The sequence below is a fragment of the Pseudomonas sp. R32 genome (assembly GCF_009866705.1).
In the GTDB taxonomy this organism is placed as follows: Bacteria; Pseudomonadota; Gammaproteobacteria; order Pseudomonadales; family Pseudomonadaceae; genus Aquipseudomonas; species Aquipseudomonas donghuensis.
This window is the reverse complement of sequence record NZ_CP019396.1, coordinates 3,167,025-3,190,934: the sequence shown is the minus strand read 5'-3', so window position 1 is coordinate 3,190,934 and position 23,910 is coordinate 3,167,025. Positions and strand designations below refer to the sequence as shown.

Below are 23,910 nucleotides of genomic sequence, written 5' to 3'. Positions count from 1 at the left end.
TGCTGTACCTGTGGGAGCTGGCTTGCCAGCGATGGCGGTCTTCAAGCCTCAAAAGTCATAACTGACACTCGCATAGTAAAACGCCCCCTGCGCCCCCTCCGGCGACGTAATCGAATACTTCGGCACCCCGTACAACTGCGGCCCTTCGAGCTTGTCCGGATGGCTGTCGAACAGGTTGATCGCGCCCACCGACAGTTTCAGCCCCTGGTCGAAGCTGTAGCTCAGGTCCAGGTCGGTGATCCACTGCGGGCTGAAGGTCTGGTCCAGGTTCGGGTTGCTGCTGTTCAGGCTCTGCCACTGGCCATAACGGCGCTGGGTCAGGGTCACGCCCCAGTTCTCGTACAGCCAGTTGGCGCTCAAGGTCAGCTTGTCTTCCGGCGTGCCGTGTTCGATCAGGCCCTGGGTGGCGCGGCCGACGATCTGCTCGCCGCTGATACCGCCGACATCGCGCAGCTCGGTGATTCGCGTGCGGGTCTTGGCAACGCCTGCGTTGAGGTTGAGCCGGCCAAACTGCTGCAAGTCCCACTGGTATTGCCCCGCCAGTTCCAGGCCGTCGGTGCGGGTGTCGGCGATGTTGGTGTAGAACGCCGCGCTCTGGATGTTGGCGTAGGGCGTGCCGGCAAAGATCGGCCCGACCACGTTGCTGGGCAACTGGTCGGAGAGGGTGATGCGGTTGTCGATATCGATGCGGTAGGCATCCAGGGTCACCGAAGCGTTGCTCAGCGGGCGCCAGACCAGGCCCAGGGACAGGTTGGTGGACTCCTCGGGCTTCAATGCGCGGCCACCGAGCAAGGCCGCCTCCGGGCTGTCGGCGCGCAGGGTGCGCTGCTGTACTTCGACCCAGTTGCCGCTGCCTGAAGGCTGTTCGACCACCTGCACGCTGAACGACGACAAACCGCTCTGCACCAGCGATGGCGCGCGGTAACCGGAACTGATGCTGCCGCGTGCGGCGATTTGCGGGGTGAAGTCGTAGCGCAGCGAAAGCTTGCCGTTGGTGGTGTCGCCAAAGTCCGAATAATGCTCGGAACGCACCGCAACCCCGGCCTGGAACTTGTCGGTGATCTGCCCTTCGACATCGACATAGGCACCGAACACCTTGCGCTCAAGCGACGCGGCATCGACCTGGGTGATACCTGCGTAGTAACCGGGAATGCGCCGGCCACTCAGTGGGTCGAGCGTGTTGAACAGCGGCCCGTTCTGCCAGCCAGCCGCTTCGCCGGCACTCAGGCTGTAGTGCTCCTTGCGCCAGGCCAGGCCCGCCGACAGGGTCAGCGGCTTGGCCAGCAGGTCGGTAGGGAAGTCGCGGACCCAGTCCAGGGTCAGGTTGGTCTGTTCGTTCTCGCGCTCGCCGGTGTAGATCTTCTGCGGGCTGGCGTTGCCCCAGCTGGGGTTGATGGCATTGCGGTCGGTGGACTTGAGCGTGTCGTTGCCGTAGTTGGCCGCCAGGTCGAACTTGCCCAGTTGATCGTCTTCGTAACGCACGCCACCGGTCACGGCATAGTCTTCAAGGTTGTAGCGGGTGATCGGCAAACGACCGTCCGGGTAGCGCTGCAGGGCCACGCTGCCGTAGTTGTTGCGCAGGGTTGTCGGCGGGTCGAAGAAGCCTTCGGCGTCGGTGTTCTTGTGCGCGTAGGTGGCAAAGCCGTAGGCGGTCAGGCCGTCGCCGATGCCGAGCTCGCTGTTGGCCACCAGGTTGTACTGGTCGCAGACATTGCCCGAGCCCCAGTTCCAGGTGCGGTAGCGGTTGTTCTGTTCGCGCTCGCTGTTGATGCTGGGGGAGCCTGGGTAAAAGATCCGGTTGTCCGGGCGGGTGTCGCTGGCCGGGTCCTGGCTGCCGGCGTCGAAACTCAGGTTGAGAAAACCATCGTTGGGCAGGGCCAGGCCCTTCCAGCCGCTGAGCTTGCGCTGCAGGCCGTCGCCCTTGGCGTAGCCGCCAAAACGATAGCCGATGTTGCCGCCGGCGTCGTTCTCCTTGAGCACGATATTGATCACCCCGGCGATGGCATCCGAGCCGTACTGGGCAGCGGCGCCATCACGCAGGATCTCCACCCGCGAGATGGCGCTGAGCGGGATCAGGCTCAAGTCCACCGCCGCCGCACCGCGGCCGTTGGCCAGGCCCTGGCGGGTGACGTTGGCACTGCTGTGGCGGCGCTTGCCGTTGACCAGCACCAGCACCTGGTCGGAGGCCAGGCCGCGCAACGAAGCGCCCTGGGCAATGGAGCCGGCAAAGGCCCCTTGCGGCGACTGCGGGAAGCTGAACGACGGCGACAGCGCAGTGAGCGCACCGGACAAATCCTGCGCGCCGGTTTCCTGCAACTGCTCGGCGCTGAGCACATCCACCGGGGCGGCGCTTTCCAGGGCGGTGACATCGCTGCGGCGGGTGCCGACCACCACCACGGTGTCGAGCTTGCTGTCGCTGGCGCCCGGCGCCTGGGCGTAAACGCCGGGCGCGCCGAAGCCGCCGATGACCAGCGCGATGGCGCTGGCCTTGGGGGTAGGTCGGAACATGGGAACAGACTCCTGTAAGGCGCAAAAGGTGCAGCGATCAGAACCGGCTGGTGACACTCAGGCCCACGGTGCGCGGGTCGCCATAGGTGATCACGTACTGGCCGGCGGTGCCGTTGGGGCGGCCGTGGACCTGGTAGCGGCGGTCGGTGAGGTTGTTGACGAAACCGGTGACGCTGAGCTTTTCATCCGGGCTGAACCAGGTCAGGCGGGTATTGGCCAGGGTGTAGTGCGGCTGGTTGAGGGGCTGGTCGGCGCTGCTCTGGCGATCGGCGAGGAAGTACTCGCGGTCACGGAAGCTGACATCGGCACCGGCCACCAGCTTGCCGCCGACTTCCAGCGGGATGGTGTAGTCGCCACCCAGCGACACCACGTAGCGCGGCGAACGCACGAAACTGTTGCCGCTGTAGTCGGCGGTGACAGCACCGGTGGTGGGGTTGGTGTTCTTGAAGTCGGTGTATTCGGTGTCGAGGAACGACAGCGCCGCGCGCAGGTGCAGGGCGTCGGTTGGCTGGCCCTCGATTTCGAGCTCGGCGCCCTTGACCTTGCCCTTGGCACCGTTGGTCAGCGCCGTGGTGAGGATGCCGTTGTTGACCGTCAGCAGGTTGACCTGGATGTCCTGGTAGTCGTAGTAGAACAGGTTGGCGTTGACCGTCAGGCGATGGTCGAGCCATTCGGATTTAAGCCCCAGCTCGTAGGCGTCCAGCTCTTCCGGATCGACCGTGGTCAACTGCGCGAGGCTGGTCGACAGCCCGGTGTTGAACCCACCGGAACGAAAGCCATGGGCGTAGCGCAAGAACACCCGCAGGTTGTCATTGATGCGGTACTCGGGGGTCAGGTCGTAGGTCCAGGCATCCCAGCGCTTGGCTTCTTCCTGGGAGCCGTTGCTGCCGTTGGCGGTCAGCGGGATCAGCGGGCCGTTGGCGGTGGCGCGGGTCAGTTGCACCAGGTCCAGGTCGATGTCCTTTTTCTCGGTGGTCCAGCGCAGGCCGCCGGTCACCGTCAGGTTGTCGGTGACGTCGTAAGCCAGGTTGCCGAACAGCGCGTAGCTGTCGGTCTTGTGGGTGTAGCTCAGGTCGCGAAAGTCCACCACACCGCCAGTCTGGTTGGAGCCCGTACCATTGGGCGTCGGCCCCGGGGTGACGGTGCGCAGGGCGCTGCTGTCGAGGGTTTCGTGGAAGTAGTGGGCGCCGAGCATCCAGCGCAGGGTTTCCTGCTGCGGCGAGGCCAGGCGAAACTCCTGGGAATACTGGTCGTAGCGGTTGTCGCTGTCGGCGGCGCCGTTGACTTCATAGGGGGTGTAGTCGGCGTCGCTGAGCTGCTGGTTGCGGATGTAGTCGTAGGCGCTGATCGAGGTCAGCGTGTAGTCGCCGATGTCCCAGTTCAGGGTCAGCGAGGTGCCGTTGTGGTCGAGCTTGGCATCTTCATCGACGTTCAGCTCGATGCGCCGGCCTTCCGGGCGCTGGTAACCGACGTTGTAGTAGCGGCCGAGCGTTAGCGAACCGCTGCTGCCATCGCCCTTGAACTGGCGGCCGTGGATCTTCCACAGCGCTTCCAGGTCGGGGTTGAGCTTGGCCAGAAACTGCACGCGCACCGCCTTCTTGTTGACGTCGCCGTAGGTCTGGTCGTTGCTCAGGTTGTGGGTGAAGCCATCGCGCTCTTCGGAGTACAGCGACACCCGTGCGGCCAGGCGCTCATCGACCAGCGCGCCACCGATGGCACCACTGAGGATGCGCTCGTTCTTGCTGCCAAAACCGATTGTGCCAAAGCCGTCGGTCTCGAAGCCCGGCTTCTTGGAGATGATGTTCACTGCACCAGCGGTGGTGTTCTTGCCGTACAGGGTGCCTTGCGGGCCGCGCAGGATCTCGATGCGCTCCAGGTCGAACAGCGGGCCGCCGCCGGCCACCGGCGCATTGAGGTAGACGTCGTCGGCGTAGATGCCCACCGGGTAGACGGTGGCAGCGCCAGTGTCGCCGGTGCCCAGGCCGCGGATGTACCAGCGCGGGCGGCCGTCGCCGTCGGGGTTCTTCGCTGAAGCGTTGGGGATGAACGTGGTGATGTCGCCCATGGCCCGAACGCCGTCGGCGGTGATGCTGCTGCCTTGCACGGCGGTGACCGCCACAGGGACTTCCTGCAGGGTTTCTTCGCGGTGCTGGGCGGTGACCGTGACGGTCTTCAGGGCCGGTGTGGTGCTGTCGTCGGCCCTGAGCAGTTGCGACTGGCTGGCCAGCAGGATGCTCAGGCCGATGCCTGTGGCGATTGGGTTAAGTGTGTGCATGCTGCTGGTCTCCCCGGATGTGCAGTTGAAGGGGATAGAGCAGGGTTTGTGCCATGTTTATAACATGCTGTATTTAAAGGGTTTTATTGGGTTTTTTAGCGGTGACTGTTAGCTATTCAGCAGGGCGGTGTGGAATGCCTGCTGCTCCAGCAGCAATCGCGAACCCTGTGGGAGTTGGCTTGCCAGCGATGGGCTGCAAAGCAGCCCCAAAAAACCTCAGGTCGCCACCCGCGAAGTGGAGCCGATCACCGCCTCCAGCACCCTGAAATCAATCCACTCACGCACATCGAAGCGCCGCGGTATAAAGGCCCAGCGATGGAGAAAGTCGGTGAAATCCTGCAACGCCTCGATCGAGCGGCTATCGAGCGTGGTGCGCAAGCGCCGATGGGCATCCTCGCCATAGGCCGCCGCCACCCAATACTCGCTGGTGTTCAGCTCACGGGCCAGGTAGCGCCGGGTTTCATCGGCATTGGCCCAGGCCCACTGCTCGGTGCGCAGCAGCACGTCAACGATGCGCTTGCAGGCACCGAAGTGCTGCTCCAGCAGGTTGATATCCACGGTCAAGGTGCGCGGCGTACCGTTGTTCGAACGAATCAGCGGGTCAGGGTGGGAGCCGGTGTCGATCACCACCCGCAAGCCGAACTCGTGGGCCAGTTGCAGCGCTGAGGCGCCCTTGAGGAAGATCGCATCGATATCCCCGCGCAGCAGGCCGATCAGTTCGTTGTTGCGCCGGCTGACCCGGTTCACCCCCAGGGTCACCGCTGCGCCATGCACATGGGTGACCTGTTCATCACTGTGAGTGCCGCCATAGGGGTAGTCGACCAGCTCGACATCGGCCACGCTCAGGCCTTCGAGTTTCAGCGCGTTCTCCAGCCCGCGCAGGGCCTGGGCGCGGGTGAAGTCGATCTGCACGTTGGCCCATTTCGGCAGGCCGAAGCGGCGGTTCTTCAGGTCGCGAACCGTGCGCACGCCACTGTCTTCGGTGGTCAGGATCAACTGCACTTCATCGGCCCAGCTCAGGCCCAGCACGCGGGTCTGCACGCCGCTGGCATAGGCCCAGATCGCCGGAATGTTGCCGCCGTGGCGCACCGAGTTGCGCAGGTGATGGTCGTAATGGGCTTCGCGCACTTCGCGCTCGCTGGATTCACGCAGCGACTGTATCGAGGTGCCCAGCGGCTGGAAGGCTTCGGCCAGGCGCCCGCTTTGCACGGCGATGCCAAGGCCGGTGGGCACCGGGCTGTGGGTGTACCAGAGGGTGTCGAGGGGTGTACTCATCGTGGGTTCCAGTCCTTGTAGAGTGGCCGGTTAGCCGGCCAGTGTGGTCTGCAGCCCATCCATGGGGCGGCGGTCGATCCATTGGCGCACATCGAACGCCGTGCGGATAAAGCGCCAGCGCTGCAGGAAGGCAATGAAGTCCTGCAGGGCGGCGATGGCCTGTTCGTCGAGGGCGGTGTGCAGGCGCTTGTGGGCGTCTTCGCCGTAGGCGCGGCTGACCCAGTACTCGCTGCTGTTGGTTTCCAGGGCCAGGTAGCGGCGGGTCTGCTCCGGGTGCTGGTGAGCCCAGGCTTCGGCGCGCAGCACGCTGTCGAGCACCCGGGTGGCGACGGGCAGGTGCTGGTCGAGCAGCGCCTGGTCGACCGTCAGGGTGCGCGGCGTGCCGTTGTTGCTGCGCATCAGCGGGTCGGGGTGGGCGCCGATGTCCAGTAATGTGCGCAGACCGAAATCATGGGCCTGCTGCACGGCGCTGGCGCCCTTGAGAAAGATCGCATCGACGTCACCGCGCAGCAGGCCGATCAATTCCAGATTGCGCGCTTCTTCACTGCTGGTCACGCTGCTGCCGGCAACAACGCGCACCGGGCTGTCACTGAAACCGCTGTCGTAGCGGAAGTTGACCAGCTGCAAGTCGCCGACCTGCAAGCCTTCGAGTTTCAGCGCGTTTTCCAGCCCGCGCAGGGCCTGGGCGCGGGTGAAGTCGATCTGCGCGCGGGCGCGGTCGGGCAAGCCGAAACGCTTGCCAGCCAGCTGCTGGATGCTGTGAATGCCGCTGTCGGCGCGGGTCAGGATCAACTGCGCTTCATCGGCCCAGGACAGCCCGATCAGGCGCGTGGCACGGCCTTGGGCGCGGGCCCAGATCGCCGGGATGCTGCCGCCATGGCGCACCGAATGGCGCAGGCTGTGATCGAAGTGCGACTCGCGCACCGCAGCATCGTCGGCCTCGCGGATCGACTGCACCTGGGTGCCGAGGCTGCGCAGGCTGTCCTGTAACCAGCCTTGCTGCACGGCGATGCCCAGCCCCGTGGGCACCGGGCAGCGGGTGTACCAGAGGGTATCGAGGGGTGTGCTCATGTCAGGCTCCGGTCAGGCAGTAGCGGTCAGGGGCAGGGCGGCGGGCGGCGCCTGACGCACCAGCGGCAGCACCTCTTGGCCGATGCGCAGGGCTTCTTCCAGGTGCGGGTTGCCGGCCAGGATGAAGGTCGAAAAGCCGGCGTCGCGGTACTCGGCCAGGCGCTCGGCAATGTGCTCGTGGCTGCCCACCAGGCCCACGGTCGGCCCAGGCTTGGCCTTGGCGAATCCGGCCCAGAGGTTGGGACCGATGATCAGGTCGTCGAAGCGCTGGATGTTCTGGTGATAGGCGGTTTGCCGTGCACCGCCGACCGAGTCGCTGGCGCTGGTGAAGGCCGTGGAGACGGCGCTGGGCTTGCCTCCGAGCTTGTCGAACTGACGGCGCAGGTCGCGCCAGGCGGCTTCTTCGGTTTCACGCGCGAACAGGTCGACCCGCAGACCGAAGCGCACCGTGCGCCCTTGCTTGTCGGCAAGCTCACGTACCCGCTCGATGTGCGGCTTGAGCTGCTCAACCGGCTCGGCCCAGTTCAGGTACACGTCGGCGTGGCGGGCGGCGACTTCTAGTGCCGGCTCGGAGAAGCCGGAGAAGTACACCCCTGGCTTGCGTTCGTTACCCAGGTGCGGCGGCAGTGCGCCGTTTTCCAGGCGGTAGATGTCGCCGTCGTAAGAGAAGCGCTCGTTGCTCCACAAACCCTGGATGATGTCGAGGAACTCGCCGGTACGCTTGTAGCGTTGGTCGTGGTCGAGAAAGTCACCCTGGGCGCGCTGGCTGGCCGGGTTGCCGCCGGTGATGATGTTCCAGTCCAGGCGCCCGTGGCTCAGGTGCTGGAGGATCGCCGCCTGCTGGGCGGCGTAGGCGGGCAGGGTCCAGGTGGCCTGGAAGGCGATCAGAAAGCGCAGCCGGCGGGTTTCCCGGGCCAGGGCCGCGGCGGCGATCCACGGCTCGGGGCCGGTGGGCAACAGCGCGCCTTCGAAGCCTGCAAGTTCCGCGGCCTTGGCCACCTGGGCGATGTAGTCGATGTAGGTGAAACCGTCGGCGCTGCCGTCCTGCAGCAGGCCGGGGGCGATATGCCCGGGCGTGTGGCTGAAGCTGCCGCGGTTGTGCTTGTCGGTGCTCAGTTGCGGGCCGTCGGTGCCCAGGGGCAGACGCCAGAAGAATTCGGTGCTCATGGCTGTTCCTCGGTGAATGTGAGGACACTGGTGCAACGCCCATGCCACGCCGCGCGGGCCCGGAATTACAGGGGGTTGAGGGCAGGGGTGTTGCCAGGGCAGCAGCGGGTCAGCAGTGGCTGCGGCGGTTGCAGCACAACAGCATCGCTGGCAAGCCCGCTCCCACAGGCTGTGGGAGCGGGCTTGCCCCGCGAAAAGGCCCTCAACTAGCTTGCAGTTCAGCACCATGCTGATAGCGCCGGTACAACGCCGCATATTCGCCACCCCTGGCCAACAACTGTTGATGCGGCCCTTGCTCCACCAGCCTGCCCTCGCGAATCAGCACGATCCGGTCGGCATCGCGGATGGTCGCCAGGCGGTGGGCGATGATGATCGCCGTGCGCCCCTCGCACAGCCGCCGCAGTGCCCGCTGGATGCGCCGCTCGGTGTGCACGTCGACCGCCGAGGTGGCCTCGTCCAGCACCAGCACCGCCGGGTCGGCCAGGTACGCCCGCACCAGGCACACCAGCTGGCGCTGGCCCTGGCTCAGGTGGCTACCCAGCGGCCCGACCTGGGTGTCGTAGCGATGGGGCAGGCGTTCCAGCACCTCGTCGGCACCCAGCTCGCGCACCGCAGCAATCAGGGTTTGATCCTCGGCATCCGGTGCGGCCAGGCGCAGGTTGTCGAGAATGCTGCCGTTGAACAGTACGTTGTCCTGCAGCACCACACCCACATGGCGGCGCAACTGTTGCTGGCTGAGCTGGCGGATATCGACGCCATCGAGGGTCACTGCGCCCCGGTCGACTTCGTAGAAGCGCGTGAGCAACTGCACCAGGGTACTTTTGCCATGCCCGGACGGGCCGACGATCGCCAGCACTTCACCGGCATGAATGCGCAGGTCCAGGCCGTCGATCACCGGCCGGGCCGGCTGTGGCAGGTAGGCAAACTGCACCTGTTGAAAATGCACCTCGCCACGGGCCCGGGGCAGGTCAACCGGGGTAAGCGGGTCGAGGATCTGCGGCGCCGTGTCGAGCAACAGGAAGATCCGTTGGGCCGAGGCGGAACCGGTCGCGTAGCGTTCGAACAGGTCGGTCAGCTCTTGCAATGGCCCGAGGAACAGCATCACGTAGAACAGGCTCTCGCCCACCTGGCCGACTGTGACGGTGCCCGCGGCCAGGCTGTAGCCGCCGACCAGCACCAGCACCGCCATGCCGGCGGCGGTGAGCAGGGCGGTAAAGGGCGCGAACCAGCCCGAGCGCAAACTGCCGACGATCAGCGCGTTGTTGAAGGCGTGCAGCAACTGCTGGTAGTGCGCCAGGTTCGGCGCTTGCTGGCCGGTCTGCTGCAACAGGCGAACGCCGCTGACGCTCTCGACCAGGTGCGCGGTAAAGCGGCTGCGCTGTTCGGCGACCTTGGCCCAGTTGCGCTGGGCGATGCGCTTGAAGGCCCAGGTCGCCGCCAGCAGCAAGGGCACGCTACCGATCAGGCTGAAGAAGAACAGCGGTTCGATCAGCCACAGCATCACGGCCGCCAGGCTGCAGCGCAGCAGGGCGCCGAGCAGCTCCGGCGGGCCCTGGATCAGCAGCGGCTCCAGGGCATCGACGTCGCGGTCGGCGCGGGAAATGATGCGCCCGGCGCGGGTGCGATCGAAGTAGCCGACGCTCAAGGCCTGGACATGGGCAAACACCCGCACCCGCAACTGGTTGAGCACGCCGATGGCGGCGCTGCCGGCAATGTACTGCGACACCCCGGCAAGTAGAAAACGCCCCAGCCAACTGGCCGTAAGCCCCAACCCCAGCCATAGCACCAGTGGCTGGTCGAGCAGCCAGCGGTTGCCGTCGTGGATCAGGCCGCGGTCGAGCAGTTCACGGACGAACCAAGGGCGCAGGAACACGGTGAACACCAGCACCAGCTCCAGGCCAATCACCCAGGCGATCTGCTTGCGCACCGGCCGCAGCAACGGCAGCAGGCGCTGGAACATGCTGCGGTCGAGGGCTTTTTTGGCCAGCAGTTCTTCTATTTCGATATCGCTCAGGGCGTTGCCCGGCAGTGGCTTAGCCATGGTCGATCCCCAGCAGGTCACGGTAGGTCGGGTTGCGTTGCAGCAGTTGCGCGTGGGTACCGCTGTCGGCGATGGCGCCATTGTCGAGCAGCAGCACGCGGTCGGCGCGTTGCACGGTGGAAACCTTGCTGGCGATCAACAGCAGGGTAGTGGCCTGTGGTTGCCGGCGCAGGTTGTCCAGCACTCGGCCTTCGCTGTGCGCGTCGAGGGCGCTGGTGGCGTCGTCCAGGCAGAGAATGGCGGGCGCGGCGAGCAATGCCCGGGCCAGGCACAAGCGCTGGCGCTGGCCGCCGGAGAGGGTCACGCCGCGATCGCCGAGCGGGCTGTCGAGGCCATCGGGCAAGCGTTCGAGGATATCCTCGGCGGCGGCCTGGTGCAGGGCCTGGAGCAGTTGCTGGCCGCTGGCGCCGGGGGCGCTCAGGCGCAGGTTGGCGGCGAGGCTGTCGGCAAACAGGAAGCTCTCCTGGGGCAGTACATGCACGCGCCGGCGCAGGTCGCTCAGGTCCAGGTCGCGAATGTCCTGCCAGCCGGATTGCGCGTTGCCGAGCAGCACACGGCCTTCGGCAGCATCGGTCAGGCGAGGCAACAGGCTGGCCAGCAGGCTCTTGCCGGTGCCGGTAGCGCCGACCAGGGCGACGGTTTCACCGGGTGCCAGCTCGAAGGCGCAGTGGCGCAGGATCGCCTGGCCACCGCCGGGGGCGGCCACGCTGACGTCTTCGAGCCTCAGCCCTAACGGCCCCTCGGGCAAGCGCTGACTACCGCCGACAATCAGCGCCGGCGCATCCAGCAACTGCCAGATACGCCCGGCCGAGGCGCGGGCGTCGGCGAAGGTCTGCATCACCCGGCCAATGCCTTCGATGCGAAACACCAGGGTGGTGGCGATCAGCAGCGAGGTCACCAGTTCGCCAATGCCGATCCGGCCTTCTGCGACCAATCGTGCACCCATCACTAGTATCCACACATGCCCCAGCGCCACCACCGCCTGCGGCAGCGGTATCCGCGAGCTGGCGTAGGCCAGGGCCTGGCGGGCCAGGGCGCTGAACTGCACAACCTGGCGCTCGAAGCCGGCGATGCGCTGGGCCTGCAGGCCGAACGACTTGATCACCCGCACCGCGCCAATGCCTTCGGCCAGGTCCTGGTTGACCCGGTCGTAGGCGGCGCCGACCGCGCGGTCGAGGCTCACCAGGCGCTCGGTCTGCAGGACGAAAATCCACACCCCGAGCACCGTCAGCAGCAACGGCCCGAGAGCCAGCAACGGGTCGTACCAGGCCAGCAGGCCGACGGTGGCCAGCACCACCAACGGCGTTTCGATCAATTGCCGCCAGAAGCTCACCAGCGCATCGCGAACCTTGTCGGCATCGCGAGTGGTGCGGGTGACCATCTCGCCCATGCCATGCTGCCAGTGATAGCCCAGGTGCAGGCGCAACACCTGTTCGAGCAGGCGTTCGCGCAGGCGCGTCAGCAATGCCTGGCCGAGGATCAGCGAGCCGATGGCGGCGGCGTACTGCAACAGCGCCCGGCCGAGGGCCACGCCGAGGATCAGCCAGAACCAGCGCCAGGCGCGCTGGCTGTCGAGGCTACCATCGGCCAGGCGCTGCACCGCCGTGCCGGCGCTGACCTCGTTGAGGGCGTGGCCGATCAGCCATTGCTGCCAGACTAGCCCGAGGTTGATGGAAACGAACAGCCCGGCGACCAGAGCGAAACGCCAGGGCATTTCGCGGTAGATCGCCAGGCTGCGCAGCAGCGGGTGTCGAGGGCTCATGAAGGACTCGCGGCAGAAGGAAAGTGTGTGCTCAGCGGCTGGCGCCGGCCTTTTGCTTGGCATTGAGGATGGCGGTGTATTCGCCCGGGTCGATGCCGTTGAGGTAGTAGTTGCCGACGTGGTGCAGGCGCCAGCGGATCGGGTCGTGGGTGGTGTGCACGCGGGCGTTGCGCCAGAAGCGGTCGAGGTTCCACTTGCTCAAGGATGAACTGGCACCGAGCAGCGAGAAGATGTCGCTGGAGATTTTCAGCGAAGCACCATCGGCATGGGCGCGGGCGGTAGCCACCGAGAGGATCAGCTCGTCTTCCAGGGCCTTGTTGTCCGGCTCCCGCTCATGGGCGTCGAAGGTTCGCGCGGCGTCGCGCAGCAACGATTCGGCCGCGCGCAGGGCCACCGCGTATTCGCCGATCTGGCGGATGATATGCGGCTCGTCACTGGCCCGTTCCACCTCACTCTCGACCCACGGCCGGGCGTGCTGGTTGAGGTAGTCGATGCCGGCCTGCAAGGCGCCGGCGGCGATGCCGGTGTCGATGGCGGCGTGGAGGATCTGCGGGAAGGTCAGGCCGGTGCGCTTCATCGGGCCCTGGCGACGCAGTACGTAGCGTTCGTCCAGTTCGATGTTGTCGAAGATCACCGTGCCGCTGACCGAATTGTTCTGGCCGAAGGCGTCCCAGTCGTCGACCAGGGTCAGGCCGGGCGTGTCGCGCTGTAGCAGCACCCCGGCGCCGCCGTCATCGCTGGCGGCGGTCAGCGAGATCCACTCGGCCAGGTAGGCGCCGGTGGAGTAGAACTTGCTGCCGTTGAGGATCAGCTTGCCATCGGCGCGGCGCTCGACCCGGGTCTTGAGGGCGAACTTGTTCTTGCCGCCGACCTCGGCCAGGGCATTGCCCAGGCGCTTGCCGGCCAGCACGTCGCTGACCACGCCGTCGCGCACCTCGTCCGGGTAGCCGCTGAGCACGCCGCGCAGCATCACGTTGTGAATCTGCAGTAACTGGCCGACGCCGCCGTCGGCGCGGGAGATGATGCGCACGGTTTCAACGATGGTTTCTACCGACGCGCCCAGGCCGCCCAGCGCTGCGGGTACACCGATGGCGGTGATGCCGCTGTCGGACAGCAACTGCGCCTGGCGCCGGGGCAGTTCGCGGTTGAGCAACGGGTCGGCGGCGAGGGCGGCGATGGCCTCGGCAATCTCATGGGCCGCGGCGATGGCCTGGGCGGGGCTGTGCAGGCGACGGGGCAGGGTACTCACGATAGGGCTTCCTTGAATGAACAGGTACCCAGGGCCTTGAGCAGGTTCTGTGCCATTGGCGGCAAAGCCCCGCGCAGCAAGGCTTGCGCAGCGTTTGCCAAGGCCGGGTGTTGCTGGAGCAGCAATCGGCGGGTGATTGTTGCTCTGGCAGCAGCAGGGCTGCGGCACAACTGCTGGCAGATCAGCAGTCGATGCCTTTGACAAAGGGCAAGGTCCAATGAAATCAGGGCCTTGCCGAGTTGGCACGGGCGCTGCAATACCTCAGGCAAAGGCCACCTGGCCGATTCGATCCGCTTGATGGAGCATGCCCATGACAATCGCCGCCACCTTGCCGCTGCCTACCACAACTTCGCTTGAGCAACTCTGGTTTACCCGCTGCCCGGTGCCGACCGCTTCCGGCATCGCCTATACCCTGGGCTGGCTCACGGAAGAATTCGCCGCCGACGGCCTGCCGGTACACACCCTGCAGGAAGCCCGGCAACTGGGCCATCACCACTACGATCACCAACTGCCCGGGCTGTTTCGCGAGGGCGGTAATGTCCCGGCCTTGGCCGCCCGCGCCGCCGGTGCGCCGAGCCGCCTGATCGGCCTGACCTGGATCGAGGAGTGGCAGACCATCCTGGTTCGCCCCGACTCAGGCATTCGCAGCGCCGCCGACCTTAAAGGCAAGCGCCTGGCTCTGCCGGCCTGGGGCGCCAACCGCCCCGGCAGCATCGCCCGGGCCATGAGCCTGCACGGCTACAAAGGTGCCCTGAGCCTGGCCGGGCTGAGCTTCGATGATGTCCAGCTGGTGGAAGTGGCGCTGCACTCCCAGGACGATGCACCGACCCCGCAGCAGGGGTTGCAGCGCCTGTGGTCGGGCCTGGATTACCTGGTGCGCGGCGAGGTCGATGCGGTCTACGTCAAGGGCGCTGCCGCCGCCGACGCTGCCCGGCGCCTGGGCCTGGTGGTGGGTATCGACCTGGACCAGATCGAAGACCCACGCTTGCGCATCAACAACGGCACGCCACGGCCGATCACCGTGCACCAGAGCCTGCTCGACGATCACTTCGAGCTGGTGGTGCGCTTTCTCGCCCAGACCCTGCGCGCCGCCGACTGGGCCCGCGATAACCGCGCCGGCCTGCTGCGCATCCTTCAGGACGAAACCCGCGCCGGTGCCGAAGGCGTCGATCAAGCCTACCGCGGCGACTTCCATACCACCCTGGCCCCGGACCTTTCGGCCGAGCGCCTGGCCTACCTCGACATCCAGAAAACCTTCCTCAACCTGCACGGCTTTCTCGAAGCCGATTTTGCCCTGGCCGACTGGGTCGACCCGCGTCCACTGCAAGCCGCCCAACAACTGCTGGCCGAACGCCGCGCCCGCGCTTAAAGGAGCATTGCCATGACTGTACTGACCAGCGACCACCTGATCGATGCCGAACTGAAAACCTTCATCGAGCAGGTGATCAACGAGGCCGAGCAGGCCTTCACCGTGTTCCGCGAAACCAACACCATCACCGCCAACGGCACCGTCGGCTTTATCGAGCGGGTACCGGGCCGCGAGCTGCTGGTGTCGGTCAACTACCCGGGGCCGTGGGAGTACCGCAAACCGCTGCAGGCCACGGTCAGCGACCTGGCCGGCAACCTGGTGCATGGCCAGGGCAAGGGCGGCCTGGGCCGATACGCCAAGCTGTTCCGCGAGCAGGCGCAGATCACCACGGTGTCCCATGTGCACTCGCCGTACCTGGGGGCCTGGGCCCAGACCCAGCGCACCTTGCCGTTCAACTATGTGCCGGTGCAGCGCTTCCAGCTGGCCCGCGAGCTGCCAACCTACATCGACCGGCGCCAGGACGAGGTCGATTTCATCCTCGAACGCCTGGTCGAGAACCCGTTCACCCCGGCCATCCTCGAAGCCAACGGCGGCGCCACGGTCTGGGGGCAGCACGGCCTGCGCGCCACCGCCGAGTTCATCGTGCTGCTGGAGGAGGGCGCGCAACTGCAACTGCTGGCCGAAGCCATCGGTGGCTCGCGGCCCTTCGGCCCGGGCGTGCTCACCCAGCAATGGAAGATGAGCAAGCTGATCGACAAGGCCAACGAGCTGGGCCTGATTCCCGCCACCGACCGCATTCGCGCCTGAGGAAAGACCATGGCAGTCAAGATTCTCTGGTACCTGACCAGCCCCGACGGCCCTTATCCATGGGAAGCCCAGGGGCGCTGGAAGACCGATTTTGCCCACCTCAAGCAACTGGCGGTGGCCAGCGATCGCCTCGGCTACTACGGCTCGCTGCTGGGCTCGAGCCCCAATGAAAGCCTGGCGGTGGCCGCCGCGCTGATCGACGCCACCGAGCGCTTGCGCTTTCTGGTCGCCCAGCACCCGGGCGAGCTGTCGCCGGCGGTGTTGGCCAAGTGGGCGCTGACCTTCGATGAGTTTTCCAACGGCCGCCTGTTGTTCAACGTGGTCAACGGCAGCGATGCCGGCCTGGCCCCCCTCGGTGTGCACTATCCGCACGATGAGCGCTACCAGTTCAGCCTGGAATACTGGCGCGCCTTCCAGAGCATCTACGCCGGCGAAACCGCAGGCTTCGACGGTCAGTACGTCAAGCTGGCGCCGCGCCCGGCTGCGGCGGCGCGCCACCCGCTCGGAGGCTGGCATCCGCCAAAACGCGCAAGCGTTCCGCTGTGGGGCGCAGGTACCTCGGGCCCGGGGGTTGCCCATTCGGTGCAACTGCTCGATGTCTACCTGAGTTTTGCCGACACCCCGCCAAAGCTTGGCGACAAGTTCCGCCGGGTGGCGGCGGAGGCGGCGAAGATCGGCCGCGAACTGACCTTCGGCACGCGCCTGCAGATTATCGTCCGCGAAACCGAAGAAGAGGCTTGGGCCCACGCCGAAAAGCTGCTGCAACAGACCTCGCTGGCCACCGCCCGCGCCGCCATCGAGCGCCAGTTGCCGCCAGGGCAAACGCTGGACACTTTCACCAGCGACAACCCGCAGATCCAGCGCAATGTGCAGAGCATCCGCGACGGCCGCCTGCCCACGACCCGCGAGCTTGAGATCTACCCCAACGTCTGGACCGGCCCGAGCCTGTTCGGCTTCAACATCCTCGGTCCTGCGGCCGGCACCTACCTGGTCGGCAGCGCCGAGCAGGTGGCCGCACGGATTCGCGAGTACCAAGCCCAGGGCACCTCGGCGTTCATCCTCTCGGGTTTCCCGCTGATCGATGAAGCCCACCGGGTCGCCGACCTGCTGTTCCCCTTGCTCGACCTGGACCACGGTTTCGACATTCCGCGCCTGAGTGCACGCACGGTTGCCGAACCGGCTTAAGGAGTTGCCCATGCCAAACGAATTTTCCCGCCGGGTGTTCCTCGGCAACAGCCTGGCCGTCGGTGGCGGCCTGTTGCTCGGCTCCAGCCTGCTCAGCGGCTGCGGCGGCGGTGAGCCTGCCGTGGTCGGTGCCATCAGCCGCCCCACCCAGCCGGTGCGCGGTGGGCGCCTGCGGGTCGGCATCATCGACGGCGACCAGGCCGGCAACCTCGATGCGCACAAGCCGTCTGGCGGCGGGATCATTCGCGGCTGGGCGCTGTACAGCAAGTTCTGGGAGTGGAACGACGACGTCAGCACGCGCCTGGGCCTGGCCGAGTTTGCCGAGCCCAACGCCGATGCCAGCGCCTGGACCATCCGCATCAAGCCGGGCCTGGAGTTCCACCATGGCAAGAGCATCACTGCCGACGACATGCTGTTCTCGATCCTGCGCCTGACCGACCCGAAACTGGCTTCGCCGTTTGCCGGGCTGGTCGGCGCCATCGACCGTCAGGCCCTGCGCAAGCTCGATGAGCGCACCATCGAGATCCGCTTCAAGCAGGGCCGCAGCTTCTTCCCGCTGGATGAAACCCTGATCGCCTTCGGCGGCATCGTGCCGACCGATTACCACCCGGTGAGCAACCCGGTGGGGGCTGGGCCGTACCGGCTGAAAAGCTTCGTGCCGGGCCAGCGCGCGCTGTTCAGCCGTTTCGAGAATTACTTCAAACCCAACCAGCCGTATGCCGATGAGCTGGAGATCATTGAATTCAAGGACCAGGTGTCGCGGGTCGCGGCGTTGCGCGCCGGGCAGATCGACGTTGCCAGCGGCGTGCAGGCCGAGCACAGCGCCTTGATCAAGGCCGACCCGCGGCTGCAACTGGTGGTGTCGCCGACCACTTCGTTCAGTGGCTTTAACCTCAACACCGCCAAGGCGCCGTTCCAGGACGAACGGGTACGCCAGGCCTTCCGCCTGCTGGCTGATCGTCAGGAGCTGATCGGCCGTGGCCTCAATGGCTTCGGGCGCATCGCCAACGACCTGTACTCACCGCAGGACCCGACCTACAACCACGCCATCGCCCAGCGCGGCCACGACCTCGACCAGGCCCGCTCGCTGCTGCGCCAGGCCGGCGCCAGCGACCTGCGCGTCGAGCTGACCACCACTGCCAACGAAGTCAACGCCGCCCTGGTGTTCGCCCAGCAGGCGAAGAAGGCCGGGGTCGAAGTCAAGGTCACGCCGGTGGACAGCTCGGTGTTCAACGGCCCGCAAAAAGAACAGTGGCTGATGTCGCCAGGCTCCACGCCAGCCCGTGGCTTCTTGGCCACCGGCCTGCACAACGACGCGCCGCTGGCGATCTACAACCGCAGCAATTTTCGCGATGAGCGTTTCTCCGAGCTGTTTACCCAGGCCCTCGGCCAGCCCGACCTTGAGCGGCGCAAGCAACTGGTACATGAGGCCCAGGCCATCCAGCACCAGCGCGGCGGCTTGCTGATCTGGGGCTTTACCGACGTGCTCGATGCCGCCTCCAGTAAGGTCGGCGGTTTGCACGGCGAACAGACCACTTTCGCCTCCTGGCGCTTTGACAGCCTGTGGTTGAACCATGCCTGAACCTTGCGCACGCACTTCCCGACTCCCGGCCTGGTTGCCGTGGTTCATCGGCCGCCTGGGCTACGGCCTGCTCACCGCCTGGGTCATCAGCCTGGTGGTGTTCATCGCCACCCAGGCGCTGCCTTCGGACCCGGCGCGGGTCATTCTCGGCCCCGAGGCACCGCTGGAAAGCGTGCTGACCCTGCGCGAGCAATTGGGCCTGAACCGGCCGATCCTGGTGCAGTACTTCAGCTGGCTCGGCCAGGTGCTGCGCGCTGACCTGGGGATTTCCCTGGACTCCAACCAGCCGGTGGCCTCGATCATCTTCAGCCGCTTCGGCAATACCCTGGCGCTGCTGGCCGGGGTGCTGGTGCTGGTGGTGCCGCTGGCCTTGAGCATCGGTGTCAGCCTGGCCTTGCGCCGCGACAGCCGCCTGGACCGCTTTGGCCTGTCGGCGCTGATCTTCCTCAAGGCCACGCCGGGCTTTCTGCTGGCCATCGGCCTGGTGCTGCTGTTCTCCATGCCCCAGGTCAACCTGCTGCCGGCGGTGTCGATCCTCGACCCGGACAAGGCCCTGTGGCAGCAGCTTGAGTACCTGTTGCTGCCGATCTTCGCCCTGAGCCTGTCGTCGCTGCCGTACCTGGCACGCATGGTCCGCGCCTCGATGATCGAAGCGCTGGATTCGGACTACGTCAGCGCGGCGCGCCTGCGCGGTATCGCCGAATGGCGCATCGTCTGGCGCCACACCTTGCCCAATGCCCTGGTGCCGGCGATCCAGGGCGTGGCCCTGACCCTGCGCACCATGATTGGCGGTGCGTTGCTGGCCGAGGTGATCTTCAGCTACCCGGGGATCGGCACCCAGCTCAATAGCGCGATCCAGATGCGCGACCTACCGCTGGTGCAGGGCGTGGTGCTGGTCATCACCCTCGGGGTGGTGCTGATCAACCTGGTGGCTGACCTGCTTACCGTTCTGCTCACCCCGAAACTGCGCACCGCCCGCCGCGCCACCCTGATCCAGCGCAACCGCCGCGGCATCCAGAGCTGGTGGCGGCGCCCGGCGGCCAAAGCCCCTTGAAAGGAATAGCCCATGTTCTATGCACGCTGGTGGCGTGAGCCACAGATTCGCCGCGGCGCCCTGGTGACCCTGGCCATCGTCCTCCTCGCCCTGTTCGGCCCCTGGCTGGCCCCCCATGCGCCCACCGACATGGTTGGCGGTGTCTACGGTGCTCCGGCCAGTGACGCGCCGCTGGGCCATGATTTTCTTGGTCATGACGTGCTGTCACGGTTGCTCAATGGCGGTTTGTCGATTTTGTGGATGTCGCTGGCGGCAGCGGCCATCGCCTTGATCGTCGGTACCGTGCTGGGGCTGCTGGCCGGTTTGTCGCGCCAGCGCCTGGACCAGGCGATCACGTGGCTGGCGGATGTCTGGCTGGCGTTTCCCGACTTGATCCTGGTGCTGTTGATTGTCTCGATGCTTGGCCGGGCGCCGTGGTTGATCGTGCTCACCGTGGCCATCGCCTTCACCCCTGGGGTGATCCGCCTGGCCCGTGGCAGCGCGGTGGCGGTGGCCAGCCAGGAGTTCGTCGAGGCGGCGCAGATGATGGGGTTTTCGCGCACGCGCATCCTCTTGCGCGAGATATTGCCCAATGTGCTGACGCCGTTGCTGGTGCACTTTGGCAACATGCTCACCTGGGGCATCGGCATGCTCTCGGGGCTGAGCTATCTCGGTTACGGCGTAGCGCCTCCGGCCGCCGACTGGGGCCTGATGATCAACGAAAACCAGGCCGGCCTGCTGGTCCAGCCCTGGGCGGTGTTGGCCCCGGCGCTGCTGATCGGGGTGTTCGCCTACGGCACCAATATCTTCGCCGAAGGCATTGCCCGGCATAGCGCGGGAGAACGTCGATGAACTCATATGCCCCACTGGCCCCATCGCGGGTCAAGCCCGCTCCCACAGTGGAACTGCATGCACCGAACCCTGTGGGAGCGGGCTTGACCCGCGAGAGGCCGGCCCTGCAGGTGCAAAACCTGCGGGTTGAACTTGGTCCCGGCGCCGACATCATCGACCACATCAACTTCACCCTGGCCTCTGGCGAAATCCTCGGCCTGGTCGGCGAGTCCGGCTCGGGCAAGACCACCCTGGCCACCGCTTTGCTGGCCCATGCCCGGCGCGGTGCGCGCATCGCCGCAGGGCATATCCAGGTTGCCGACGTCAGCCTCCTTGAGCTGCACGGCGAGCCCCTGCGCCAGGCCCGTGGCGGGCTGATCGGCTATGTCGCCCAGGACCCGGCGCAAGCCCTGAACCCGGCTCTGCGCATCGGCCCTTTGCTGCTGGAAACCCTGCACGCCCATGAACCGCAGTTGCCAAAAGCCGCGCAGCAACAGCGCCTGCAACAGACCCTGGTCGACGTCGGCCTGCCGGGCGATGCGCAGTTTCTGCAGCGCTTCCCTCATCAACTGTCCGGCGGCCAGCAGCAGCGGGTGATGCTCGCCCTGGCGTTCGTCCTGCGGCCACGCCTGATCGTGCTCGACGAACCGACCACGGCCCTGGACGTCAGCACCCAGGCGCACATCCTGCAAACCCTGCGCCGGCTGTGCAAAGAGCAGGGCGTGGCGGCGGTGTACGTGTCCCACGACCTGGCGGTGATCAAGGACCTGGTCGACCGGGTGCTGGTCCTGTACGCCGGACGCATCGTCGAAATGGCCAGCCGCGAACGGTTGTTCGCCCGCCCCAGCCATCCCTATACCCTGGGGTTGCTGGCGGCGATCCCGGACGTTGCCCGCCAGCACCCGCTGCAGGCGATCCCGGGCCATGCCCCGGCACCGGGCCAGCGCCCCAACGGTTGTGCTTTCGCGCCACGCTGCCCTCGGCGTACGGCGGCCTGCGAGCAGGGGGAGCCGGGCTTGCAAACGCTTGAGGCCCGGCAACAGGTCGCTTGCCTGCATCCGCAGCTTGAGGCGCTGGCGCCGACAGCGGCGCCGCAGGTACGGGCGACGCGGGCGGATCAGGCACCGTTAATGGCGATCAGCAACCTCAACCTGACCTACGACCGGCCGGTGCTGTTCGACCTGGCCCTGGACGTACAGGCGGGGGAGTGCCTGGCGGTGGTCGGCGAGTCCGGCTCGGGCAAGACCAGCCTGGCCCGTACCCTGGCAGGCCTGGGCGACAACGCTACGGGTGAGCTGCGCTTCGATGGCCAGGCGCTGAGCCTGCTGGCCCGGCAACGTCCCAGCGCTACCCGCCATCGCATCCAGTACATCTTCCAGAACCCGTACCGGGCCTTGAACCCCCGGCAGACTGTTGGCCAATGTCTGCAGGCACCGCTGGAGCACTTCTTCAAGCTCAAGGGCCAGGCCTGCCGGGCGCGTATCGAGGCGGCGCTGCAACGGGTGGCCTTGCCGGTCACGGTCGCCGACAAGTACCCCCACCAGCTGTCCGGTGGCGAGCGCCAGCGGGTGGCGATTGCCCGCGCGTTGGTGTGCGAGCCGAGCGTGCTGATTTGCGATGAGGTGACCTCGGCGTTGGACGTTTCAGTCCAGGCGGCGATCCTGGCCCTGCTCAAGCAACTGCAAGGCGAGGGCATGACCCTGGTGTTCGTCACCCACGACCTGGGCGTGGTGCGGGCGATTGCCGACCGGGTGGTGGTGATCAAGCAAGGGCGCATCGTCGAGCAAGGCCCGGTGGATCAGGTGCTGGACCGGCCGGTCGACCGCTACACCCAGAGCCTGCTGGCCCATACGCCGAGATTGGCAGCAGCGCTTTAGCGGCGGCGCCAGGGCGCGCCGTTGGCAAAACGCGCCTCGATCCACTGCTTGAAGGCGAGGGTCGCGGCGCTGTTGTAGCGGGCGCCGGGGCGCACGAAGTAGATGCCGGCGTCGCTATCCAGTTGCCAGTCGGGCAGCACCGGCAGCAGGCGACCGCTGTCCAGGTCGTGCTGCATCAGCCAGTCACCGCCGGCGAGGATGCCGACTCCGGCGCGCGCGGCGGCCAGTAGCGCTTCGTTGTCGTTACTGACCAGCGAACCGCGTACTTTTACCGTCTGCCGCTGGCCAAAGCCTGCCAGGCGCCATTCGGGGTACGAGCGCAGCCCGGTAAAACCCAGGCAGTTATGGCGGGCGAGGTCGGCCGGTGTTTGCGGCTGGCCGTGTTGTTGCAGGTAGGCCGGCGCCGCGCAGAGGATGCGCCGATGCTCACAGAGCTTGCGCGCCACCAGCCGGCTGTCGGCCAGCTCGCCAATACGGATTGCGGCATCGAAGCCTTCGGCGACGATATCGACAAAGCGTTCGGCGTATTCGGTCTCAAGCTGTACCTCGGGAAACGCCAGGGCAAACTCGGCGAGCATCGGGCTCAGCCACAGCCGGCCCATCGACGAGGGCAGGGCGATGCGCAGCCGCCCGCGAATCTGCGTAGCGCCCTGGGCTGCTTCGCGTTCGGCCTCGCTGATCAGGTTTGCGGCCTGGCGCAGGCGCTCCACCAGCCGTGCGCCTTCATCGGTAAAGCGCAACTGGCGGGTGGTGCGCTCGACCAGGCGAATCCCTAAGCGCTGCTCCAGCGCACCCAGGCGCTTGGACAGCACCGACGGGTGGCGCTGCAGCGTGCGCCCGGCGGCGGCAAACGAGCCTTGCTCGAACAGCGCCAGGAGGGTGGCAAGCTCATCGGCCTGGCGACTGTCGAACGGGTCCATCGGGGCTACCTCGGTAGGTCAGGGCGTGAGGATGATCGCGCCCTGTGAACGTCCATATTGCAGGTCTTCATGGGCCATGGCGGCGTCGGCCAGGGCATAACGCTTGCAGATCTGCGGGCGAATGATACCTGCCGCCACCGCCGCCAGCACCTCCCCGGCACGTTGCTGGTATTCGGCAGCCGTTGCCGTGTGCGCCGCCAGCGACGGGCGGGTGATGAACAACGAGCCCTTGGCGTTGAGGGTGCTCAGTTCGATGGCCGGCGGTGCACCCGAAGCCATGCCGCAGGACACCAGCAAGCCGCGTGGGCGCAGGCTGTCCAGCGAGGCCTCGAACGACACCCGGCCAATCGGGTCGTAGACCACGTCGAGTTTCTGCCCCTGGGTCAGTTCCAGCACCTGCGCAGCCAGGGTGGCGGCGTCGAACACCAGCACCTCGTCGCAGCCGGCGGCCCGGGTGCGGGCGACACTTTCTGGTTTCGACACCACGCCGATGACAAACGCGCCCAGGTGCTTGGCCCAGGGCACCAGCAACTGCCCCAGGGCACCGGCGGCGCCGTAGATCATCAGCCGCGTGCCGGGCCCGACCGGGTAAGTGCTGTGAAGCAGGTAGTGGGCGGTGATGCCCTTGAACAGCAGCGCGGCGGCGTGGTCCAGGCCGAGCGTGTCCGGGAGTTTGACCAGCCGCTCGGCGGGGTACAGCCGGGCGCTGGCGTAGGCGCCCAGCGGGCCGGTGGCGTAGCCGACGCGCTCGCCGACAGCGATGCCGCTGACCCCCGCGCCAATTGCCGCTACCGTCCCGGCGCCTTCCAGGCCCAGGCCCGAGGGCAGGGCGATGCGCACATCGCCCTTGCGCTGGCTGACGTCCAGCGGGTTGACGCCGATCGCCGCCTGTTCAAGCCAGACCTCGCCGGGGCCGGGTACTTGCGCGGTGGTTTGTTCGAGGTGCAGAACACGTGGTGCGCCAGTCTGCTGGAGGCGGATGTGCATGACCATGGTTGAGAATCCTGAAACACAGTTA

Annotated in this window: 17 protein-coding genes; 7 read left to right on the top strand and 10 right to left on the bottom strand. The window is 66.6% G+C overall.

Annotated features, from left to right (window positions below; all coding sequences use genetic code 11):
- Window positions 1-48 precede the first annotated feature (48 nt).
- The 8 genes from PspR32_RS14815 to PspR32_RS14780 all read right to left on the bottom strand — a co-directional run bounded on the left by PspR32_RS14815 (window position 49) and on the right by PspR32_RS14780 (window position 13,348).
- Window positions 49-2,508 carry a TonB-dependent receptor plug domain-containing protein gene (locus PspR32_RS14815; RefSeq protein WP_159388781.1) on the bottom strand — a complete coding sequence of 820 codons (2,460 nt, stop codon included), beginning with the start codon at window positions 2,506-2,508 and terminating at the stop codon, window positions 49-51.
- Between the two features lie 37 nt (window positions 2,509-2,545).
- Complete coding sequence (locus PspR32_RS14810; RefSeq protein ID WP_159388780.1) at window positions 2,546-4,783, bottom strand: TonB-dependent receptor; 2,238 nt, start codon at window positions 4,781-4,783, stop codon at window positions 2,546-2,548.
- Window positions 4,784-4,999: 216 nt separating this feature from the next.
- Window positions 5,000-6,058, bottom strand: coding sequence for an ABC transporter substrate-binding protein (locus PspR32_RS14805; RefSeq protein WP_010223683.1), 1,059 nt, complete (start codon window positions 6,056-6,058; stop codon window positions 5,000-5,002).
- Window positions 6,059-6,088: 30 nt separating this feature from the next.
- On the bottom strand, window positions 6,089-7,129 hold the full coding sequence (locus PspR32_RS14800) for an ABC transporter substrate-binding protein (protein ID WP_010223682.1): 1,041 nt from the start codon (window positions 7,127-7,129) through the stop codon (window positions 6,089-6,091).
- A gap of 12 nt (window positions 7,130-7,141) precedes the next feature.
- Complete coding sequence (locus tag PspR32_RS14795; protein WP_010223680.1) at window positions 7,142-8,296, bottom strand: LLM class flavin-dependent oxidoreductase; 1,155 nt, start codon at window positions 8,294-8,296, stop codon at window positions 7,142-7,144.
- 202 nt (window positions 8,297-8,498) lie between these two features.
- Entirely contained in the window at window positions 8,499-10,337 is a 1,839-nt protein-coding gene (locus tag PspR32_RS14790) for an ABC transporter ATP-binding protein (protein WP_159388779.1), read from the bottom strand.
- Window positions 10,330-12,099: an ABC transporter ATP-binding protein gene (locus tag PspR32_RS14785; protein ID WP_159388778.1), complete on the bottom strand. Its 1,770-nt coding sequence runs from the start codon at window positions 12,097-12,099 to the stop codon at window positions 10,330-10,332. The genes PspR32_RS14790 and PspR32_RS14785 overlap by 8 nt, the downstream gene beginning before the upstream one ends.
- 31 nt (window positions 12,100-12,130) lie before the next feature.
- Window positions 12,131-13,348, bottom strand: coding sequence for an acyl-CoA dehydrogenase family protein (locus PspR32_RS14780; RefSeq protein WP_159388777.1), 1,218 nt, complete (start codon window positions 13,346-13,348; stop codon window positions 12,131-12,133).
- A 310-nt stretch (window positions 13,349-13,658) separates the two neighbouring features.
- Here PspR32_RS14780 and PspR32_RS14775 point away from each other — a divergent pair, with 310 nt between their 5' ends.
- The 7 genes from PspR32_RS14775 to PspR32_RS14745 are packed head-to-tail and all read left to right on the top strand — an operon-like array spanning window position 13,659 to window position 21,972.
- Window positions 13,659-14,717, top strand: coding sequence for an ABC transporter substrate-binding protein (locus PspR32_RS14775; protein WP_036995169.1), 1,059 nt, complete (start codon window positions 13,659-13,661; stop codon window positions 14,715-14,717).
- Window positions 14,718-14,729: 12 nt separating this feature from the next.
- Window positions 14,730-15,464, top strand: a complete 735-nt coding sequence (locus PspR32_RS14770; protein ID WP_010223671.1) for a class II aldolase/adducin family protein — start codon at window positions 14,730-14,732, stop codon at window positions 15,462-15,464.
- Window positions 15,465-15,473: 9 nt separating this feature from the next.
- Entirely contained in the window at window positions 15,474-16,649 is a 1,176-nt protein-coding gene (locus PspR32_RS14765) for an LLM class flavin-dependent oxidoreductase (protein WP_036995168.1), read from the top strand.
- 10 nt (window positions 16,650-16,659) lie between these two features.
- A complete protein-coding gene (locus PspR32_RS14760) occupies window positions 16,660-18,231 on the top strand; it encodes an ABC transporter substrate-binding protein (protein ID WP_010223668.1) in 1,572 nt (523 codons plus the stop codon).
- Window positions 18,224-19,285, top strand: a complete 1,062-nt coding sequence (locus PspR32_RS14755) for an ABC transporter permease (RefSeq protein ID WP_159388776.1) — start codon at window positions 18,224-18,226, stop codon at window positions 19,283-19,285. Before PspR32_RS14760 ends, PspR32_RS14755 begins: the two co-directional genes overlap by 8 nt.
- Before the next feature lie 12 nt (window positions 19,286-19,297).
- Window positions 19,298-20,116, top strand: a complete 819-nt coding sequence (locus PspR32_RS14750) for an ABC transporter permease (protein ID WP_159388775.1) — start codon at window positions 19,298-19,300, stop codon at window positions 20,114-20,116.
- Window positions 20,113-21,972, top strand: a complete 1,860-nt coding sequence (locus tag PspR32_RS14745) for an ABC transporter ATP-binding protein (protein WP_232531734.1) — start codon at window positions 20,113-20,115, stop codon at window positions 21,970-21,972. The genes PspR32_RS14750 and PspR32_RS14745 overlap by 4 nt, the downstream gene beginning before the upstream one ends.
- Here PspR32_RS14745 and PspR32_RS14740 read toward each other — a convergent pair.
- The gene (locus PspR32_RS14740; RefSeq protein ID WP_159388774.1) at window positions 21,969-22,892 is read right to left on the bottom strand and encodes a LysR family transcriptional regulator; all 924 of its coding nucleotides are present in this window, start codon (window positions 22,890-22,892) and stop codon (window positions 21,969-21,971) included. The two genes, PspR32_RS14745 and PspR32_RS14740, sit on opposite strands and share 4 nt — an antisense overlap.
- An 18-nt stretch (window positions 22,893-22,910) precedes the next feature.
- Window positions 22,911-23,885, bottom strand: coding sequence for a quinone oxidoreductase family protein (locus tag PspR32_RS14735; RefSeq protein WP_159388773.1), 975 nt, complete (start codon window positions 23,883-23,885; stop codon window positions 22,911-22,913).
- Window positions 23,886-23,910: the final 25 nt, after the last annotated feature.